The organism is uncultured Sphingomonas sp. (assembly GCF_964250165.1).
Lineage (GTDB): Bacteria > Pseudomonadota > Alphaproteobacteria > Sphingomonadales > Sphingomonadaceae > Sphingomonas.
This window is the reverse complement of record NZ_CAXUEK010000002.1, coordinates 1-17,200: the sequence shown is the minus strand read 5'-3', so window position 1 is coordinate 17,200 and position 17,200 is coordinate 1. Positions and strand designations below refer to the sequence as shown.

The 17,200-nt window shown below is 66.4% G+C and carries 19 protein-coding genes and 2 pseudogenes; 11 read left to right on the top strand and 10 right to left on the bottom strand.

Annotation, left to right across the window (positions count from 1 at the left end; translation table 11 throughout):
• Positions 1–2 precede the first annotated feature (2 nt).
• Complete coding sequence (locus ACFE64_RS00575) at positions 3–1,058, top strand: LacI family DNA-binding transcriptional regulator (RefSeq protein ID WP_375390493.1); 1,056 nt, start codon at positions 3–5, stop codon at positions 1,056–1,058.
• A gap of 93 nt (positions 1,059–1,151) precedes the next feature.
• Entirely contained in the window at positions 1,152–2,675 is a 1,524-nt protein-coding gene (locus ACFE64_RS00570) for a tryptophan halogenase family protein (protein ID WP_375390492.1), read from the top strand.
• A gap of 32 nt (positions 2,676–2,707) precedes the next feature.
• On the opposite strand, the gene ACFE64_RS00565 is transcribed toward ACFE64_RS00570, so the two are convergent.
• Positions 2,708–3,205 carry a PIN domain-containing protein gene (locus ACFE64_RS00565; protein WP_375390491.1) on the bottom strand — a complete coding sequence of 166 codons (498 nt, stop codon included), beginning with the start codon at positions 3,203–3,205 and terminating at the stop codon, positions 2,708–2,710.
• Positions 3,205–3,438, bottom strand: coding sequence for a type II toxin-antitoxin system Phd/YefM family antitoxin (locus ACFE64_RS00560; protein ID WP_375390490.1), 234 nt, complete (start codon positions 3,436–3,438; stop codon positions 3,205–3,207). Before ACFE64_RS00560 ends, ACFE64_RS00565 begins: the two co-directional genes overlap by 1 nt.
• Before the next feature lie 194 nt (positions 3,439–3,632).
• Here ACFE64_RS00560 and ACFE64_RS00555 point away from each other — a divergent pair, with 194 nt between their 5' ends.
• Together ACFE64_RS00555 and ACFE64_RS00550 are read left to right on the top strand one after the other, a co-directional pair.
• On the top strand, positions 3,633–5,003 hold the full coding sequence (locus tag ACFE64_RS00555; RefSeq protein ID WP_375390489.1) for a cation:proton antiporter: 1,371 nt from the start codon (positions 3,633–3,635) through the stop codon (positions 5,001–5,003).
• A 63-nt stretch (positions 5,004–5,066) separates the two neighbouring features.
• The gene (locus ACFE64_RS00550) at positions 5,067–6,269 is read left to right on the top strand and encodes an alginate export family protein (RefSeq protein ID WP_375390488.1); all 1,203 of its coding nucleotides are present in this window, start codon (positions 5,067–5,069) and stop codon (positions 6,267–6,269) included.
• A gap of 147 nt (positions 6,270–6,416) precedes the next feature.
• Here ACFE64_RS00550 and ACFE64_RS00545 read toward each other — a convergent pair whose 3' ends face one another.
• Positions 6,417–7,550: a DUF2252 family protein gene (locus tag ACFE64_RS00545; RefSeq protein ID WP_375390555.1), complete on the bottom strand. Its 1,134-nt coding sequence runs from the start codon at positions 7,548–7,550 to the stop codon at positions 6,417–6,419.
• A gap of 176 nt (positions 7,551–7,726) precedes the next feature.
• On the opposite strand from ACFE64_RS00545, the gene ACFE64_RS00540 reads away from it, so the two are divergent.
• The 4 genes from ACFE64_RS00540 to ACFE64_RS00525 all read left to right on the top strand — a co-directional run bounded on the left by ACFE64_RS00540 (position 7,727) and on the right by ACFE64_RS00525 (position 10,786).
• Positions 7,727–7,999, top strand: a complete 273-nt coding sequence (locus ACFE64_RS00540) for a hypothetical protein (protein ID WP_375390487.1) — start codon at positions 7,727–7,729, stop codon at positions 7,997–7,999.
• Positions 8,000–8,037: 38 nt separating this feature from the next.
• Positions 8,038–8,259 carry a hypothetical protein gene (locus ACFE64_RS00535; protein WP_375390486.1) on the top strand — a complete coding sequence of 74 codons (222 nt, stop codon included), beginning with the start codon at positions 8,038–8,040 and terminating at the stop codon, positions 8,257–8,259.
• A 195-nt stretch (positions 8,260–8,454) separates the two neighbouring features.
• On the top strand, positions 8,455–9,702 hold the full coding sequence (locus ACFE64_RS00530) for a YihY/virulence factor BrkB family protein (protein ID WP_375390485.1): 1,248 nt from the start codon (positions 8,455–8,457) through the stop codon (positions 9,700–9,702).
• 193 nt (positions 9,703–9,895) lie between these two features.
• The gene (locus ACFE64_RS00525) at positions 9,896–10,786 is read left to right on the top strand and encodes an OmpA family protein (protein ID WP_375390484.1); all 891 of its coding nucleotides are present in this window, start codon (positions 9,896–9,898) and stop codon (positions 10,784–10,786) included.
• 221 nt (positions 10,787–11,007) lie between these two features.
• On the opposite strand, the gene ACFE64_RS00520 is transcribed toward ACFE64_RS00525, so the two are convergent.
• The 3 genes from ACFE64_RS00520 to ACFE64_RS00510 are packed head-to-tail and all read right to left on the bottom strand — an operon-like array spanning position 11,008 to position 11,938.
• The gene (locus tag ACFE64_RS00520; protein ID WP_375390483.1) at positions 11,008–11,298 is read right to left on the bottom strand and encodes a hypothetical protein; all 291 of its coding nucleotides are present in this window, start codon (positions 11,296–11,298) and stop codon (positions 11,008–11,010) included.
• 48 nt (positions 11,299–11,346) lie between these two features.
• Complete coding sequence (locus ACFE64_RS00515) at positions 11,347–11,628, bottom strand: hypothetical protein (RefSeq protein WP_375390482.1); 282 nt, start codon at positions 11,626–11,628, stop codon at positions 11,347–11,349.
• 49 nt (positions 11,629–11,677) lie between these two features.
• The gene (locus ACFE64_RS00510; RefSeq protein ID WP_375390554.1) at positions 11,678–11,938 is read right to left on the bottom strand and encodes an SDR family oxidoreductase; all 261 of its coding nucleotides are present in this window, start codon (positions 11,936–11,938) and stop codon (positions 11,678–11,680) included.
• On the opposite strand from ACFE64_RS00510, the gene ACFE64_RS00505 reads away from it, so the two are divergent.
• Complete coding sequence (locus ACFE64_RS00505; protein WP_375390481.1) at positions 11,931–12,167, top strand: hypothetical protein; 237 nt, start codon at positions 11,931–11,933, stop codon at positions 12,165–12,167. The genes ACFE64_RS00510 and ACFE64_RS00505 overlap by 8 nt on opposite strands.
• Before the next feature lie 263 nt (positions 12,168–12,430).
• On the opposite strand, the pseudogene ACFE64_RS00500 reads toward ACFE64_RS00505, so the two are convergent.
• Positions 12,431–12,550, bottom strand: a pseudogene (locus ACFE64_RS00500) (IS6 family transposase); the annotation flags it as partial.
• A 314-nt stretch (positions 12,551–12,864) separates the two neighbouring features.
• Complete coding sequence (locus ACFE64_RS00495) at positions 12,865–13,203, bottom strand: hypothetical protein (RefSeq protein ID WP_375390480.1); 339 nt, start codon at positions 13,201–13,203, stop codon at positions 12,865–12,867.
• 315 nt (positions 13,204–13,518) lie between these two features.
• On the opposite strand from ACFE64_RS00495, the gene ACFE64_RS00490 reads away from it, so the two are divergent.
• Both ACFE64_RS00490 and ACFE64_RS00485 read left to right on the top strand, forming a co-directional pair.
• Positions 13,519–14,247, top strand: a complete 729-nt coding sequence (locus tag ACFE64_RS00490) for a hypothetical protein (RefSeq protein ID WP_375390479.1) — start codon at positions 13,519–13,521, stop codon at positions 14,245–14,247.
• Entirely contained in the window at positions 14,244–15,077 is an 834-nt protein-coding gene (locus ACFE64_RS00485) for a metallophosphoesterase family protein (protein WP_375390478.1), read from the top strand. The genes ACFE64_RS00490 and ACFE64_RS00485 overlap by 4 nt, the downstream gene beginning before the upstream one ends.
• 391 nt (positions 15,078–15,468) lie before the next feature.
• On the opposite strand, the pseudogene ACFE64_RS00480 reads toward ACFE64_RS00485, so the two are convergent.
• Both ACFE64_RS00480 and ACFE64_RS00475 read right to left on the bottom strand, forming a co-directional pair.
• Positions 15,469–15,934 (bottom strand): annotated as a pseudogene (locus tag ACFE64_RS00480) (transposase); the annotation flags it as partial.
• A gap of 868 nt (positions 15,935–16,802) precedes the next feature.
• The coding region (locus ACFE64_RS00475) for a hypothetical protein (RefSeq protein WP_375390477.1) at positions 16,803–17,200 on the bottom strand (398 nt) is incomplete at its 5' end.

Sequence of the window (17,200 nt, the reverse complement as noted above, 5' to 3'; positions counted from 1 at the left end):
TGATGGCGCGGGGGCGACCGGCGGCCACCATCAAGCATGTCGCGGCGGACGCAGGCGTATCGTTGCAGACCGTCAGCCGCGTCATCAACAAGGAGCCGAACGTACGGCCCGAGATGATGGCGCGGGTCCAGGCGTCGATCGCCAAGCTCGGATATGTGCCCTCGATCGCGGCCCAGCGGATGGGGGGTTCGCGATCCTACCTGATCGTGGCGTTCAACGATCGCGACCGCACCATCGCCGACTGGCGCGAGCGCCAGGGCCGGGACTGGGTAGATCAGATGCTCCTCGGCGGCATGCTGACCTGTGCCAAGCATGGCTATCGGATGGTCATCGAGCTGGTCGACACCCATGGCGATCATATCGAGCGCGAGATGCTCGCCGCCATCGGCGCGCTGCGACCCGATGGCGTCATCCTCACGCCCCCGCATTCGCAGAATCCGGTCATCAGCGCGTTGCTCGACGAACATGGCATCAGCTTCGCGCGGGTCGGCACGCTGCAGGCCGGCCCCGGCTTCGCGCTGAGCATGGACGACGAGCGTGCCGCGCGGTTGGCGACCGAGCATCTGCTCAGCCTGGGCCATCGGCGGATCGGCTTCATCGCCGGTCCGGCGGAGTTCGAGCTGAGCGGCGCTCGCACCGAGGGCTGGCAGAGCTCGATGACGGCTGCCGGGCTCTCCACGGAGGGCCTGCTCGGGCAGGGTGATTTCGGCTATGACTCAGGCCTGCGCGAGGCCGCAAGGATGATCGATGGCGGCCGCCGGCCGACCGCGATCATCGCCAGCAACGACCAGATGGCCATCGCGACGCTGGCCGTGGCCCGCGAACGGGGATTGCGGGTGCCGGACGACGTCTCCGTCATCAGCTTCGACGATACGCCTGTCGTCAGGTTCGCCGATCCGCCCCTCGCCGCCATCGTCCAGCCGATCGCGGAGACGATCGCGCGCGCGGTCGAGCTGATCATCGCGGAAAAGGCCGGTCGCGCAGCACCCGAGGGAAGCGTCGTCGTCCCGTCGCGCCTGGTGCTGCGACGTTCGACCACGCCGCCCGGCGGCGACTGACCGGACGATCCGACCGGCTCGCCCGCATCCGGCGGCGGAATCGGCAGGTCCGGCGGTGTCGCGAGGCTGACGGATGAGCTATGCTGCACCCGCATGACGCGCGGGCGGCACATCTTGATCGTCGGTGGGGGCACCGCTGGATGGTTGACCGCCGCCTATCTTGCGAAGGCGCTCGGCACGAGCGTGCGCATAACCCTGCTCGAATCGCCCGAGATCGGCATTATCGGCGTCGGCGAGGGCACTTTTCCGACCATCCGCGATACGCTGCGCTTCCTCGGCATCGAGGAAAAGAGCTTCGTGCGCGAGGCGGCGGCGACCTTCAAGCAGGGCGTACGCTTCGTGGGATGGCAGGCCACCTCAGCCGAAGGCCCGCACGGCTATTTTCATCCGTTCGAGCCGCCCTTCTACACCGACAAGACCAGCCTCGTGCCCTACTGGCTGCTGCAGGACGAGGCAGGCCGGCCGCCCTTTGCCGAGGCGGTCACCATCCAGAACCGCGTCGCCGAGGCCAAGCGCGCGCCCAAACAGCCGGGCGAAGGGGATTTCGCGGGCCCGCTCAATTACGCCTATCACTTCGACGCGGTCCGTCTGGCGCGTGTTCTCGCCGATCGCGCCCGCCAGCTCGGGGTGGAGCGTATCGAGGGCCGGCTCCAGGACGTGGTGGTCGACGAGCGTGGTCGGATCGAGCGTGTCCAGACCGATGGCGGCGTGCTCACCGCCGACCTGTTCATCGACTGCACCGGTTTTCGCGCCGAGCTGATCGGCCGCGCGCTTCGGTCGCCCTTCCGTTCGGTCAAGCACCAGCTGTTCACCGACCGTGCGCTGACCTGCAAGCTGCCTTACGATCGCGCCGATGCCCCGATCGAGAGCTACACGGTCGCGACCGCGCACGAGGCGGGCTGGATCTGGGATATCGGCCTGGCCGGCGCGCGCGGGATCGGCTGTGTCTATTCGAGCCGCTACATCGACGATGACCGCGCCGCCGCCATCCTTGCCGGCCATCTCGGCCCCGGTGCGCGCGACGTCACCCCCCGCTCGCTCGCGTTCGAGTCAGGCTGGCGGACCACGCCATGGATCGGCAATTGCGTCGCGGTCGGGCTGGCGGGCGGTTTCCTCGAGCCGCTCGAATCGACCGGCGTGGTGCTGATCGAGGCCGCGGTGGGGATGATCGCCGAGCTGTTCCCGCGCCAGGGCCCCGTCGACCTCCCCGCCTGCCGCTTCAACGAATTGATGGTGGCGCGTTACGCCAACATCGTCAATTTCCTGAAGCTGCACTACTGCCTCAGCCGCCGGCCGGAGCCCTTCTGGCGCGACAATGCCGACCCGGCAACGATCCCCGAGCGGCTCGGCGAGCTGCTGGAGCAGTGGCGCTACCGCCCGCCCAGCCGGTTCGACTTCATGCTCGAAGTCGAGTCCTTCGCCTTCTTCAACTACCAGTACATCCTCTACGGCATGGGATTTCGGACCGATCTGGCGGAGGGCCGCGACGGCTTTCCCGACACCGCGGAGGCGCAGCGGCTGTTCGCGCGCATCAAGACGTTCGGCGAGCGCGCCACCCGCGACCTTCCTTCCCATCGTGCGCTGGTCGAGCAGCTGACGGGAACGCGCGCCGCATAGCCCCCGTTCGCCGATATCGCATCGACGGTCGCCTATCCCCGGACGAACAGGTTCTTCAGCCACAGCGGCCCGCCGCGCGATGCCTGCCGCCAATCGATGTCCTCGTCCGCCGCGTCAGGCGTATAGCCCCATGGGTTGAAGGTTCTGACCTTGCCGACCCGGAACGCGGCGGGGTTGCGCGTCGCCAGCGTCAGGCCGTGCTCCAGCGCGGTCGCCGCGATCAACCCGTTGCGCAGCTCGGGATAGCCCAGCGCCAGCGCCCGTCGAGCGATCGCCGTCTCGACCGGCAGCACCCGCCCGTCGAACGCCGCCGTCACCTGCCCCTCCGCCCAGCGCCGGATCGCGGCCGCCCCGACCTTGTCGGTGCGCTCGATCTGGGTCGCCGCCACGCCCAGCTCGGCGAGCGTCAGGGCGGACACGAACAGCCCCGTGCGCGCCTGGCCTGCCGCCCAGCTCGCCACGCCCGGGTCGCCGCGCCCGGAGCGTGCGCCGCGCAATTCCCACACCAGTTCCGTGTCGAGCAGATGCATCAGCGCATCCAGCGCGCGGCGGTGCGCCAGTCGGGCTCGGCCGTTACCGGCTGCTCCATCGCGAGCAGGTCGGCCAGCGTCTCGGTCTGACCCGCCAGCTGGCGAAACGCGTCAATGCCGAGCAGCACGTGGGTCGGCTTACCCCGATCGGTGACGAACACCGGCTCGATTCGCGCAAGCCGCTTGGCCTGGCTCACATCCTGATTGAACGCACGGCTGGAGACTACCTTCATCCACCTGCCCACCCTTGCCCGCCCATCATTTGTGTAGGCACGTTACTACGTTGTGACCGGCTCGCAACGGTTTTGATCCCGCCCGCGGAAATCGTCGCGCCCGCCGCCAATTGAGCCTTGCCGGATCGAATCGCGGTCGGTTTGTTCCCCCCAGAGGCGCCGCGACGAGCGGGTCCGTAGGGGAGACGGGGATCATGGAACGCTGGCTGGAGAGCCTGGGGAAGGTCGCGGGCGGGGTGCTCGACCCCCACGGCCCCGCGACGCAGGCCGCCGCGCACAGCTATGTGCCCGGCGACTTCAGCATCCACTTCTTCCTCCAGCTCGCCGTCATCCTGCTCGCCTGCCGCGTCGTCGGCTGGCTGGGCCGGAAGCTGCTCGGCCAGCCGCAGGTGGTCGGGGAAATGATCGCGGGCGTGGTGCTCGGGCCGTCGCTGCTCGGCCTGCTCTTCCCCGGCCTGCAGGGCGCGATCTTTCCCAAGGAGACCAAGAACGTCCTCTATGCCGGCGCGCAGCTCGGTGTCGGACTCTACATGTTCCTGGTCGGCACCACGCTGCGGCTCGATCATTTCCGAACCAAGGCGAAGAGCGCCTCGGTCGTCTCGATGGCCGGCATCGCCGCGCCGTTCGCGATCGCGGTGCTGATCACGCCGCTGCTCGTCGGCATCCCCGGCCTGTTCGCCCCCGGGATCAGCCAGGCGAACGCCACCCTGTTTCTCGGCGCGTGCATCGCGCTCACCGCCTTTCCGATGCTCGCGCGGATCATCAACGAGCGCGGCCTGGCCAACAGCTCGCTGGGCACGCTCTCGCTGACGGCGGGGGCATTCGACGACGCATGCTCCTGGTGCGTGCTCGCCATCGTGCTCGCCGCCTTCGGGGGCGGGGCGGGGGTCGCCATCCTGGCAATCGGCGGCGGGTTGCTCTGGGCCGCCTTCGTCATCCTCGCCGGCCCGCGCCTCCTGGCGCCGCTGGCCCGCCGGGTGGAGCGTGAGGGCGAACTGAGCCTGCACGCCTTCGCGCTCGTGCTGATCGCCTTCTGCGTCTCGGCATGCTTCATGGACCTCGTCGGCATCCACGCGATCTTCGGCGGCTTCATCCTCGGCGCGGTGATGCCCCGCGGACTGTTGGCCGACGAGATCAAGCGCAAGCTGGAGCCGCTGACCGTCGTCCTGCTGCTGCCGATGTTCTTCACCTATTCGGGCCTCAACACCCGCATGGACATGGTGAACTCGCCCACGCTGCTGCTGATCGCCCTCGGCATCCTCGCCGCCTCCGTCCTCGCAAAGGGCGGCGCCTGCTATCTCGCGGCGCGGCTGTCGGGCGAGGACAATCGCACCGCGCTCGGCATCGGCGCGCTGATGAACTCGCGCGGATTGATGGAGCTGATCATCATCAACATCGGCCTGCAAAAGGGGATCATCGGCCCCACCCTGTTCTCGATGCTGGTGCTCATGGCGATCGTCACCACGATGATGGCAAGCCCGCTGTTCGAGATCTTCTACGGTCGCCAGGGCCGCAAGTCGGGCGAGCTGGTCGCGCTCGACGGCAGTGTGCCGACGCCGGCCTGACCTAACCCGTCCCGGGGGGCCGCTCGCGCGGCGGGCCGCCCCCTTCTCTGCGAGGATCACTTCATGAAGACGTGGCCGCTCGGCCTCGTAGCGCTGATCGGCAGCGCCGCATCCGCCCAGGACCTCCGCTTGTCGCCGCTGGTCGATGCGCGGCTGCGCTGGGAGCAGGTGGACCAGGCCGATATCCCCCGCGACGCCGAGGCGGTGACCGCGCGCATCCGCTCGGGCGTGAAGGCCGATGCCGGCCCGTTCCAGGCCCTGGTGGAGGCCGAGGCGACGCTGGCCGTCGTGGAGCGATACAACAGCGGCACCAACGGCCTGACCCGTTACCCGCTCGTCGTCGACCCGCAGAATATCGAGCTGAACCGCGCCCAGCTACGCTACGGCGGGCACCAGGTCGTGCTTACGGCGGGCCGCCAGCTGGTCGAGCTTGCCGACCAGCGCTTCGTCGGCTCGGCCAACTGGCGGCAGAACCAGCAGACCTTCGATGCCGCGCGATTCCAGTGGGGCAACGTCCGGCGCGCGTTCGTCGACGTGACCTATGCCTGGTCGGACCGCACCGTGAACGGCATCGACGGCGCCGGCGCCAGGCCGCAGGCGATCGGCGGGAATAACGTCTTCGCGCTGGCGGGCGTGCACACGCCGGTCGGCACGCTGACCGGGTTCGGCTATCTCGTCGACCAGGACGCGCGCGCCGTGCAGAACTTCGCCCTGTCCAACCAGACCTATGGCGTCCGGCTCGCTGGCACGCAGACGCTCGGGCCTCGCGCGGCAATCGCCTATGCCGGCAGCTGGGCACGACAACGGGACTGGCATCGCAACCCCAACAGCTATGCCGCGAGCTACTGGCTGGCGGAGGCGACCGCGACGGCCGGGCTGTGGTCGCTTACCGCCGGCCACGAGGTGCTCGGCGCGGATGACGGCCGGGCGCTGACCAGCGTGCAGACGCCGCTCGCCAGCTTCTTCAAGTTCAACGGCTGGGCGGGCAAGTTCGGCACCACGCCGCCCAACGGCCTGCGCGACCTGTACGGGACCGCGGCGCTGGCGTGGAAGCGGCTGGGGCCCTTCGCCGGCGCCGGGCTCTCGGCGACGTGGCACCGGTTCCGCAGCGATCGCCTCGACCAGCATTACGGTCAGGAATGGGACCTGCTCGCCAGCGTCAAACACCGCCGTACCACCCTGTCGGCCCGCTACGCCCGCTACCGCGCCGACCGGTTCGCGACGGACACCGACAAGCTGTGGCTGGAGGGCGATTGGGCGATCTGATCCTTTGCTGGTCGGTCGTCGAGCCGACCCCTGCCCGGCGCTCGGCAGCCCATCGACCTGCACCTCACCTGACGGCCAGACCGAGCGTTGCGGCCCCCCCGTCTGAAGAACAGGCGCTTGGCGCTGAGCAGCTCATTGCCGCACGCATCAGGCGGCAAGCGCGTATCGACGGCAATGCTCAAGATAGCCTGCCTCGTGGCTACCGGCCAGCGCGACGACGCTTGCCCACAGCCAGTTCGGCGCATCGATCGAGCCACGGCGATCGTGCTCTAGGACCGACCGCCATTCCTCGCGCATGGCATGGTCCATCTGCCGGGCATGGGCCTTGCCGACCACGAAGGCGAGATAGTGCGCGGCCTTGGCGGCCTGGCCCTCGCTGAACTGGTCGACTTCGAGCTTCAGGTCCTGCGGCGCCAGCTCACGGATGAACAGCGAACGATCCTGCATGCGGACCGGGATCATGCGCGTGCCGAGATGCGGCGACAGCGCCCGCGCTGCCGCCACCACCCGCTCGGCATTGTCCGCCGGCATGGCGGCGCCGGCGGCCGACGGCGCGATCGGCGCGACCGCCTCCTTGAGATCGACGAGGGCATAGCTCGACCGCCCCCTGGCGTTCTTCAGCCCGAGCAGTACCGCGTAGCGATGCAGCCCCAGCGAGCTGCACCCCTTCATCCAGTAGGCGGCATCGATCATGCGGATCTCGCGGCCGGCATCCTTGCCGTCGAGGGCGAGGATCAGCTTGGCCACGGTCGGATCGGCAAACACGGCTCTGAGGCAGGCACGCTCGTCCTCGGCCAGGGTCCAGAACTTCCTGCCGAGCGGAATCTTCGGCTCGATCGCCTCCAGGCGTTCTTTGGCCAGGTGCTGCCAGCGACGGCTCAGCGCCTTGCGGCGGACGCTGCGGACCACGTCGGGTTCGGGACCGACGTCGCCGCCGGTCGGGTCCTGCATCGCGGCCGCGTAGCCGTCGACCATCTTCTCGATCATGTGGGCGGTGGCGACGCCCGGCAGATCGGAGCCACGGGCCGCAGTGGCGAGCGACAGGCCGAGGCGGATCAGGTCGTGCGCGGGATTGCCGATGACGGCCTGGTCCAAGTCGCGGATCTGGATTTCCACCCGCCCGTCGCCGTTCGCGATCGGGCCGAGATTGCCGAGGTGGCAATCGCCGCAAATCCATATCGATGGGCCTTGGGGGACGCGGGCCGCGACCGGCGACGCATCGAGCCATTCGTAGAACTTCGCGGTATTGCCCCGGACATAGGCATGCGCCGAGCGGGCCATCTTCAGGGTCCGGTTGGCATCAAGGATCGCGTGACGTTCGGCTGCCGACGGGATCTTCAAATCTTGATCCTCCTTCGCCGCTCCAACGCACATCAAGAACTTTGGTGTCGACTCCAGCCGCCGCTGGCGCTGGCGTCTTGGCTTGGGCGCAGGAACGGGGTCGGCTAGGAATGGCCATGGACTTCGACCAACTGCTCGTCCGTTTCTTCGGCACGGACGACATCGCCGACCTCGCCCCGGCGCAGCTTGCCGACGGCCTCGATCTCCTGCGGGTCCAGTTCGGGCTGGAGCGGGACGGCGCCCGCCGGTTTGCGCTATGGTGTCTCGCCTACATGCTCGGGGCCGCACCCGACCTCGACGTCGCGTTCAAGGACGAAGCGGATCGGGAGGCGGCGCGCAATTTCATGGACGCCGTCGATCGCGAGATCGTGGCGGCGGGTGACCGATGACCGTGCCTGAGGATTACGCCCACGGCCGGCGCGATGGCTTGCGCCTCGCGCTGGCGATCCTGGCGGCGGAGGAAGCCAAATGGGCCGCGCTCCTGGGCGAAAGCCCGTCCTGGCGGACCAATGCGATCCGTGAGGTGCGACACAAGACGCTCCAGGTCGCGCAAAAGCGTGTCCAGACCGCCCTGAACCGGCTCGCGCCCAGGGCCGGCATGGCGATCGATCCCGAGCTCGCCGCCGCTCTCGAGAAGGCCGGTCTCTGAGGGCACCTGACTGCTGCGGGCCCGCGACGTTCTCGATTGCCGAGCTGGTCACGGCGTGGTTTTGATGGCGAGGCGCGTTGGCGGCCGGCTCGACCCAAACACGAATCCCAACGCGGTGGTCCAGCGGCGTCGCGGGTTCGGGATCAACCCCGCAGGCCGTTGGTTCAGCGAGGACTTGGTACCCAGGGTGGCTTGATGACGACCGTAGCAGCGAGGCAGAACCCGGCCGCCAGCGATCGCGGTGCACAAGCAGACACCCCCGCCCAGATCCCGGCGCGAGGGTGGAAGGACGTGTTGCTCCGCGCCTGGAAGGAAGGGGCTGCCGACAACATCAGCCTCATCGCGTCCGGCGTCGCCTTTTGCGGCGTCCTGGCGCTGGTCCCGATGCTCGGCGCGGTCGTGCTCTCCTACGGCCTGGTCGCGAGCCCGCAGTCGGTGATCCACAACGTTCAGGGGCTGACCTCGGTCATGCCGCAGGAGGCGGCGAAGCTGATCGGGGAGCAGCTGATGAACGTCGTCACGACGTCGGGCGGCAAGAAGGGCGTCGGCCTCGTCGTGGCGCTGCTGGTGGCGCTTTACGGGGCGACCAAGGGTGCCGGCGCGATCATTACCGCCCTCAATATCGCCTATGACGAGGAGGAGCGGCGCGGCTTCGTGCGGTTGCAGCTGGTCACGCTGGCGATCACCACCGGCGCAGTGCTGCTGGCGATCATCGCGACGGTAGCCATCGCCGCGCTCGGGCATCTGGACGCGCTGCTCCCATGGGCGCCGAAGGGGGTGCTCGTTCTCGCCAAGCTCGCGACTTACGTCGTCATGGCGGCGACCGCTGCCGCTGCGGCAGCCACGCTTTACCGCTACGGCCCAGACCGCGACGAAGCCGAATGGAAGTGGCTGAGCCCCGGTTCGATCGGGGCGACCCTGGCGTGGCTGGCGGCGACGGCCGGATTCGGTCTCTACGTCGCGAATTTCGGGAGTTACGACGCGACCTACGGCTCGCTCGGCGCGGTGGTGGTGCTGCTGACGTGGTTGTACCTGTCCGCCTACATCCTGCTGCTCGGTGCAGAAGTGAACTGCGAGCTGGAACGGCAGACGGCGAAGGACACGACCGTCGGCGCCGCCGCGCCGCTCGGCACGCGTGGCGCCCACGCGGCCGATACCGTGGCGGGCGAACACGAAATGCCCATGCCCAGGGCTGGGCTGGGGGACGGTAACGGCCAGACGAAGTCGCCTGCCGACGAGCACGGTGCCGGGCTGAAAGGCTACGTCGCGGCACGGGCGAGCAGTCGGTTGGGTAGGTTGGCCGGGTTGGAGGGGGTGGGGATGCTCTCGTCCGTGCTCGCGACGGGCGGGCTCGCGATGCTACGTCGCAGGGGCAGGGCGCCGATCGGTCTGCTTCTGCTGGGCGCGGGCGGTGCGCTGAGTTGGGCCCGACGGCGGGACTGACGCCTGCTGTGGCACAGCCCCGCTTCAGCTTCGGACCACGTAGCGCGAAAGTGATGCTGGCCTGGACGACACGGTTCGCCGCACGGAACACTCGATCGCTCGCTCGGCCGATGGGCTCGCCGGCAGCATTCATGTGTCGGACAGGTTGATCCGAACACGCAGAGTCTGCAGGCTAGTATCAAGGGGGTGCACAATGTCCGCCAATGCCAAGATGAAGATGGGAAGCCGCTTGCTGCTCGCGATGATGGCCTTGCCTGTGTCCGGCAGCTTGTCCGCGCAGCAGCAGCATCCGGCGAACCCCACGGTCATCGTCACTGGCAGGCTCGCAGCCGAAACCGCGAAGGTCCCAGGGCCTGAGATCAAGGGCGTCATCTCCGCGCGCAACGCCAGCAGGATCAAGGTCACCAGCGCCGACGGCACCATCACGACGATCGCGATCGACGACGCTACCAGGATCAAGGCCGGAGGGGGCCTGTTCAGCGGCAGTCGCGGCGATCTGACCGCAGACTCGTTGCTCAACGGACTGCCGGTCACCGTGAAGACGTGGCAACCGGCTGACGGACAACCGGGCAGTGATCTGGTAGCGAGCCAGATCAGCTTTCGGAACAATGATCTCAAGACCGCGACGATGATCCGCAACGGGACTGCCCAGCGCTTCGATGAGCAGGCCGCGGCGACCGAGGCGCTACGCGGCCGCGTGGGCGACATCGATAAATACAACATCAAGAGCACGACGAACGTGCATTTTGCCAGCGGCAAGTCGGACCTATCCACTCAAGACAAGACGAATCTCTGCGCTACGGCCGCATCAGCCCAGGCAACGGAAAACGCCTTGATGCTCGTCGTCGGCTACACGGACTCCACCGGCGGTGACGACTTCAATCAGCAGCTGAGTGAAAAGCGGGCCAGTCGCGTCATCAATTATCTTCAGCAGGCGTGCGGATGGAAGCCTTATCGGATGCTCACCCCCACCGGCATGGCCAAAGCGGATCCGTTGGCGAGCAATGACACCGCCGAAGGCAAGGCGCAGAACCGCCGCGTTTCGGTGAACATCCTGGTCAGCAAGAGCGTGGACGGCATGTAAGGTGCGCGGGCTCGGCCCGAGCCGATCACCCTATTTGTGGTGGCGCACCACCGACGCGAGTTCCGGCAGACCGCGCACCTCGTCGGCCGCGCGCAACAGCTTCGGCGAATGGTCGCGGAACCAGTCGCTCTTGGACGCCAACATAGGCGAAAGAGACAGAGCAATCCGACGAGGAACAATGCAGTGGCAACAGCAGGACGCGCTCCTGCCGATTGGCGCAGCTACTCGGGAAGGTCTATTTCGGTCAGCTCCAACGGCCGCTGGCGCGTTCCCGTGCTGATGAAGAGGCGGTGCACGCCGACGCTCTCCGCCCATGCCAGACCGGCCGCTTCCGCCTCATCGGGCGTGGCGTAGGTCAGCCCGTTCATCAGCGATACGGACGCGCCCTCATCCTCTGCTACGCAGAGGGCACTCCCCGTCAGCTGAAACGAGCCAGCCTCCAGCTGCTCGATGCGAATGCAATCGGCGTCCACATCCGCCTGAACACCAAGGGGCAACCTGATCAGCTCCACAACTGCTCCGCGATCAAGAGAACCGGCGCTTTGCCGTCAGACATCATCTCAGCTCGAACGCCCTTCGCGCCAGGCTTCACCGTCGCCAGCGCCCGTGGACAGACTGTCCATCTCACCGGCAGCGCGAACGGCCGCCGCGCCGTCGCCCGCTGCAACCTTCATCTGCTCGTAGGCGATCTCCAGATCGGCGACGCCGGAGCCGGTCGGCTGCAGCGGCAGATCGCTGAAGCTGTCCGGCGCTTCGTCCGCCCCATTGGGATTCGTCATCGATCTCTCCTGCTCCAGCCGGCGGCTGATGGTTGAAACGCTCGGCAGGGCCGCTGGTCGCATTCGAAAGATCCGACCCCGTCCCTCGCCCATCGGGAGGCAGAGGATCAGCTCAGACCAGGCTGCCGCCGCCGTCGACCCGCACGATCTGGCCGGTGAGATAGGTGGCGCGCATGAGGGAGAGGTAGGCCTCCGCTGCTTCCTCAACCGTGCCGGCACGCGGCAGCGGTAAATTGGCCGCGAGGCCCTTGATCACAGCGTCGCCCATTGTCGCTCCCTGCTCGCTCATGATCAGGCCGAGGCAGACGGCGTTGACCCGAATAGGCGCCAGGTCGCGAGCTAGCCCGTCCGTATGGGCCGAGGCGGTGACCAGGAACGCCCGGCCTGGGGCGGTGCGCCCGCATGCCGCCGGTCAACGTGATCGAGCCCTCGTTGTCGATGCGCTGCGCGGCATGCTTGACGGCGCGCGCCGCACCCCAGCACCGCACCTCCATGCGCGCCTTGCCTGCCGCGATGTCGAGATCTCGGATCGGTCCGAACATGTGCCCCCAGTCACCGGCGGTGAAGACGAGATGGTGGAATTCGCCCGCCGCGTCGAATAAGGTCGCAAGCGACGCCTCGTCCTTCACGTCGACCGTCCGGCCGGTCGCTCCGGAACCAGATGCTCAGCCGCTCAGCCGCAGCCTCGATGCGGGGGCTCGATGCTGTCAGTCTACGCGAACCCGTTTTCCACACGATGCGGTTCGGGCTTTGAAGCACAGGCTCAGCTCGCGAGAACCTGCCCCTATGCGAGGGCGGCGGTCGAGGTGCCACCGCCAGTGCCGGAACCCCGCAGCCGGCTCACCCGCTGGCGACAGATGTCGACGGCGAACAGCGGCCCGAACCGGTTCCAGCACTGCCGCACCGTCTCATGGCACACGTCGATCCCGCGCTCCGCCAGCAGATCCTCCACGTTGCGCAACGACAGCGGGAACCGCACATAGATCATGACCACGAGACGGATCACGTCGGGCGACGAGTTGTACCGGCGGACGCGCTCGGTGGCAGCGCTCGGAATTTGCGGCTCATCCCGCGCCGTTAGCAGCGGACGTCGGCGCCAGCCACATTGGTCTGACAGACTCCGCAAGAGCAAGTTCGACTTGGCTTTCCTGGCCATTGGCGGAGTCGTGCGCCGCACACGTCGTCGCCGAGCATCCAGCGCTGGACGCCGCGGCGTCGCGGCGTTTAGCTGGCTGAGGCGCAGCAACCGCCGCCTCGGGCGTGGCCCGAGGCGGGTGTCGGCTTACGGAGAGGAACTGGTTAGTCCTTCTTGCCGTCCGTGACTCCGAGGACGGGGACGGATACCTCCTCCTTCTTCGTCTCGACCTTGGGCACGTCTACCGTGGTATGCTTGGTGCCGACAACCACCTTCTTGGAGTCGAGGTCCACCTTCGGCATAGAGCCACCCTTGGCGCTGACGGCGACCGTGGGTAGCGAGCCACTCTTCGTCACGTGTGCGCTGAAGAAGCCGGTGGCAAAAAGGGCGGCGACGATGATCAGGGCGACGACCAGCACACCGAGGATCACGCGACCGGCGCCTCCCCGCCGCTCGACGTAAACAGTCTGCCCAGTGCTGTCCGTGGTACGATACTCGGCCATGAAATCCTCCTGTTGACCGCCGCGGGAAGCGCGTCGGCCCGCAAGTTGTTCCCGATCCGCAATGATCCGCCCGCAATCCGAGCTGCTTCAATGTGGGAATGCGCACGGGCGTTCCACTCGTGTCCGAACGCTACTTAGCCTCTACGACTGCTCCTGGATCCCCGCGGTGGCCGCGTCGGTTGTCGTGGCGTCGTGAGGCCAAGGCAGTGCCTCGATCGCGATGATGATCGGCAAGGATGAGCCGTCGTTCCAAACCAGACCGGAACGGCTGCCGCGGTAAGATCAAGTTCAGGTGGCAAGTGCGAAGAGGTTTTCATGATCGATGCGGATCGCGACAGCGTGATAGGACGTGACATGGAACGCGTGTTCCAGGATGTTGCGCCGAGTAAGGCGCGCGCACGTCAGGACCTCGTCGTTACGGCCGGGCGTCATCCCTCACGGAATGCTCGCCGTGAACATTGGTTTCTGATTTCTGTGCCGCTCATCGTTGCGCTGCTCGTAATTGGGTTGGCGGTTCGGGGTGGACTGCAAATAGGGCAGCGCTTAGAACTCACGGCGCGCCACGTTAATCCGCCAAGACATCAGCCCGGGGAATCCCCCGGCGTGGCGCAAGTCACCGTACCAACGCCGGCCTTGGTCACAACGAAATTCGCCGGCCCACAGCGGATCGCCTCCGCGGAAGTTGCCCCGGCTCTGCCGGTTCAAGGAATTCGGCATGCCGAGCCGATCGGCCCCAAGCGGTCAACCGAGCGCAACGCCGACATCCAGCGAACCGGCAGCAACCCCGTGCTTGACGAGCCATGTTCGCGCGACGCCTCGACCAATGAGTGCATCTACCAAGATGTGCTTGCCGCGGATCGACGTTTGCGGATGGCATATGACGATGCGGTGAGGGCCGGCACTCCCACGAGCCGGCTTGCCTGGGTCAACCGCGAATGGCGTCAAGCGCGGTCCGATTCGCTGGATCATCCGGACGAGACGATCCGCCGCTACAACGCGCTTGTCGGCGAGCTGGACGACCTCAGTTCGGCCGTTGCGCCGTGACGAGCGGGGGATCGTCGATCGTCGAATGGCGAACGGACATCGATGGCGGACAGGTGTCGACGTGCCCCGGCGAGCGCGCCGTCTACGCCATCGGTGACGTCCATGGCCGGTATGATCTGGCGAAGGCACTGCTTTCCGCCATCGTCGCCGACATCAGGACCCTGCCGGACGAAGCGGATCCGCTGATCGTGTTCCTCGGCGACTATGTCGATCGTGGACCGCAAAGCGCAGACGTCCTGTCGATGCTGGTGTGGATGATGCGGCACGCGCCATGCGAAACGACCTTTCTCAAGGGCAATCACGAAGCCATGCTGCTGGCGTTCCTTGATGCGCCTCGGGAGGCCGGCGCATGGCTGCGCTTCGGCGGCGAAGCGACCCTGCGATCCTATGGCGTCGAGATCGGCGACGACGAGGTGGCGGAGGACCGGTACGAGGCACTGCGCGACACCTTCATGGACCGGCTTCCATCGTCCCATCTGGAGGCGTTGAGGCAATTGCCCACGTCGCTGATCTGCGGCGACTACGTCTTCGTTCACGCGGGGCTGCGGCCCGGCATCTCGTTGGCGCGGCAAAGCGATGATGATCGTCTTTGGATCCGCAGGGACTTTCTTGCCGCCGAGCATGCATTTGAGAAGACGGTCGTCCACGGCCACACCTGGGACTCTCAGGATCCGGTCGTCACGCAAACGCGGATCGGGATTGATACAGGCGCGTACCGCACCGGCGTCCTGACCGCCCTGCGTCTCGTCGGCTCGACGCAGGCCTTTCTGCAAGCGCGCGCAACGGATGAGATCACAGTGGTTTCTTTGCAAGACTCATCCGACAGGTAGCGCCTGGCATCGATCGCCGGTCAGTCGTGACGGAGGTGGATTTCGCGCTCGAACAGGAGATCCTCAACTTTCCGTGCAGGCAAATGGGCGCACGTCACCACGAGCCGGGTCGCCTCGCGTGACCAACCGACGCAGCGGAACGGGCTCTGAAGCTTACGGGAGCAGGTCATTTTCCCGCTTGATTCCGACCTATTTGCCAGCGGTAGATTCGGTCTGATCGCGCTCTAAATTAACGTCGCGCCTCGGTCGCAAGCGTGAGCAGCTCTTAAATCTTCAAGGTATGGCGGTCAAAGCCGTCATTCGGCAAGATCGAAATACAATGCCAGACGATCGGCCGGATCGCTTGCGTCTGCCCACTGCGTTCGACGGGGCAGCCTACAGCCGTTTCCGATCAGCCTGCATCGTACTCGCAGGCGGCGAAGTAGTTGGTGCACTCCTGTGGCGAGTAGAGGTCGAGGATGCGACCTATTGCGTTCCAGAGGCCAGGGATGGTGCGCTCGGCGGCTCTGCGCAGGTGCGCCTTGAGCTTGGAGAAGGCTTGCTCGATCCGGTTGAAGTCTGGGCTGTAGGGCGGGAGGAACAGGAGCTTTGCCCCGATGCTCTCGATGGCGGCGCACACGGCAGGCGTCTTGTGGCTCGACAGGTTGTCCATGTGACCACGTCGCCGCGGCGAGTTCGGGCACCAGAACGCGGGTCACGTAGGCGAGGAACGCGTCGGCGTTGATCGGTCCGTCGAGCACCCAGGGCGCGACCATGCCGGTGCGGCGCAGGCCGGCGACGAAGGTCGTGGTCTTCCAAAGCCCGAAGGGGATGCCGGCACGCAGGCGCCGGCCTCGCCTCGTCCTATTTCGGAGCCGTTCCGCTGACGATCACCGCGGTCGCGTTCCGCTTTGACAGCAACTACACGCCCACCGCTTCCGGCCACGAGTACCTTATCCTCGACAACAGTTCTACCTGAGGTGACAGCGGCCGCCCACAGTTCCGGCAACGTTCGACGAACATCGAAAGCAATCTAGGGAAAGACGCCTCCAACGTCTTTGCGGGGCCGCAGGTGGTCGACACGCAGATCATCGGCCAGGAAGGCGCGAGCCGCTGGAGACGCAGGAGCTGCTCAAGGAGTCGCAAATCGAACAGGAGCGATGGTCGGAACTTCTGGAGAAACTATTGCAAAGTCGAACGGAACGTTCGTCGGCACGCAGTCGCAAGTAGTGAGCCCACAATCCCTTAGCGCTCAAGCCGCGACTGCACTTGGGCGGTCTGCCGGAAATGCTGAGGGTAATGCTCCGAACGATCCCTGTTCATATAAATCCTGTTCTAGGTGATCCAATAGAAGAGGGAATAAAGCACGATTCATGGCCACTCTGAAACACACTATGAAGGCCTTTGGCCTGAGCGCCTTGTTTACGGGAATGTTCTGTGTTGGATGGCTCGTGATCTATGGGCCTGTTGATACGAGGGTAGTAGTAGTAGGTTGGAGTATACTGTTCATGGTTATACTGTCAGCATATCTCGCTACGCTGATGGATTTTAAAGCGCAGTCTATAGGCGCGAGGGTGCTTTACAGCGTTAGTCGAAGTGCACTGATAACGGTGGGCGCTGTCTTTTTATATGTGGTGCTAGCTTCAGTCATTCCTTCAGGGTATTGGGTTAGGCACTATATGCCTAGTGCTGTTCTTCGTGTCCCTTACTATCGTATCGCTTAGCCGGTCGGGCAATCGGCCAAGATTAGCCGAGTAAGAGTGCTTGTAGGCCGGGACTGTCGAGGGCGGCTTCCGGCCCGTATCGCGTGAAGGGTTCGTCGAACGCCCCCACCTGCGCGCCGTCTCGCGCCCCGAGCGCGGCGAGGAGGTCGGCGCGGCTGTCGGTATAGAGGGCGGCGCTGGAGCGGGCGCGACTGATCGCGACATAGGCGGCGCGGGTGTCAACGGTGTTGACCCTGAACGACTCCATGTGCGCGACGACGCGCTCGGCCGTCGCGCCTTGGGCGCTGTGGATGGTGCGGACCCAGCCGGGGCGGATATGCCGGTCGGCGAGGTGGGCGAGGTCGAGCATCTGGCGCTCGCCGTCGGTTCGGCTATGACGCGAACGGGAATCTGACGTCGGACGGGACGACGACTTACGTG

Coding starts and splice junctions, on each gene's coding strand:
- ACFE64_RS00565 (WP_375390491.1), bottom strand. CDS start 3,205: ATGCATCTGCTCGACACGGAACTGGTGTGGGAATTGCGCGGCGCACGC.
- ACFE64_RS00495 (WP_375390480.1), bottom strand. CDS start 13,203: ATGGCCGAGTATCGTACCACGGACAGCACTGGGCAGACTGTTTACGTC.
- ACFE64_RS00575 (WP_375390493.1), top strand. CDS start 3: ATGGCGCGGGGGCGACCGGCGGCCACCATCAAGCATGTCGCGGCGGAC.
- ACFE64_RS00490 (WP_375390479.1), top strand. CDS start 13,519: ATGATCGATGCGGATCGCGACAGCGTGATAGGACGTGACATGGAACGC.
- ACFE64_RS00515 (WP_375390482.1), bottom strand. CDS start 11,628: ATGCGACCAGCGGCCCTGCCGAGCGTTTCAACCATCAGCCGCCGGCTG.
- ACFE64_RS00530 (WP_375390485.1), top strand. CDS start 8,455: ATGACGACCGTAGCAGCGAGGCAGAACCCGGCCGCCAGCGATCGCGGT.
- ACFE64_RS00540 (WP_375390487.1), top strand. CDS start 7,727: ATGGACTTCGACCAACTGCTCGTCCGTTTCTTCGGCACGGACGACATC.
- ACFE64_RS00545 (WP_375390555.1), bottom strand. CDS start 7,550: ATGGCCCGCTCGGCGCATGCCTATGTCCGGGGCAATACCGCGAAGTTC.
- ACFE64_RS00525 (WP_375390484.1), top strand. CDS start 9,896: ATGTCCGCCAATGCCAAGATGAAGATGGGAAGCCGCTTGCTGCTCGCG.
- ACFE64_RS00560 (WP_375390490.1), bottom strand. CDS start 3,438: ATGAAGGTAGTCTCCAGCCGTGCGTTCAATCAGGATGTGAGCCAGGCC.
- ACFE64_RS00550 (WP_375390488.1), top strand. CDS start 5,067: ATGAAGACGTGGCCGCTCGGCCTCGTAGCGCTGATCGGCAGCGCCGCA.
- ACFE64_RS00555 (WP_375390489.1), top strand. CDS start 3,633: ATGGAACGCTGGCTGGAGAGCCTGGGGAAGGTCGCGGGCGGGGTGCTC.
- ACFE64_RS00570 (WP_375390492.1), top strand. CDS start 1,152: ATGACGCGCGGGCGGCACATCTTGATCGTCGGTGGGGGCACCGCTGGA.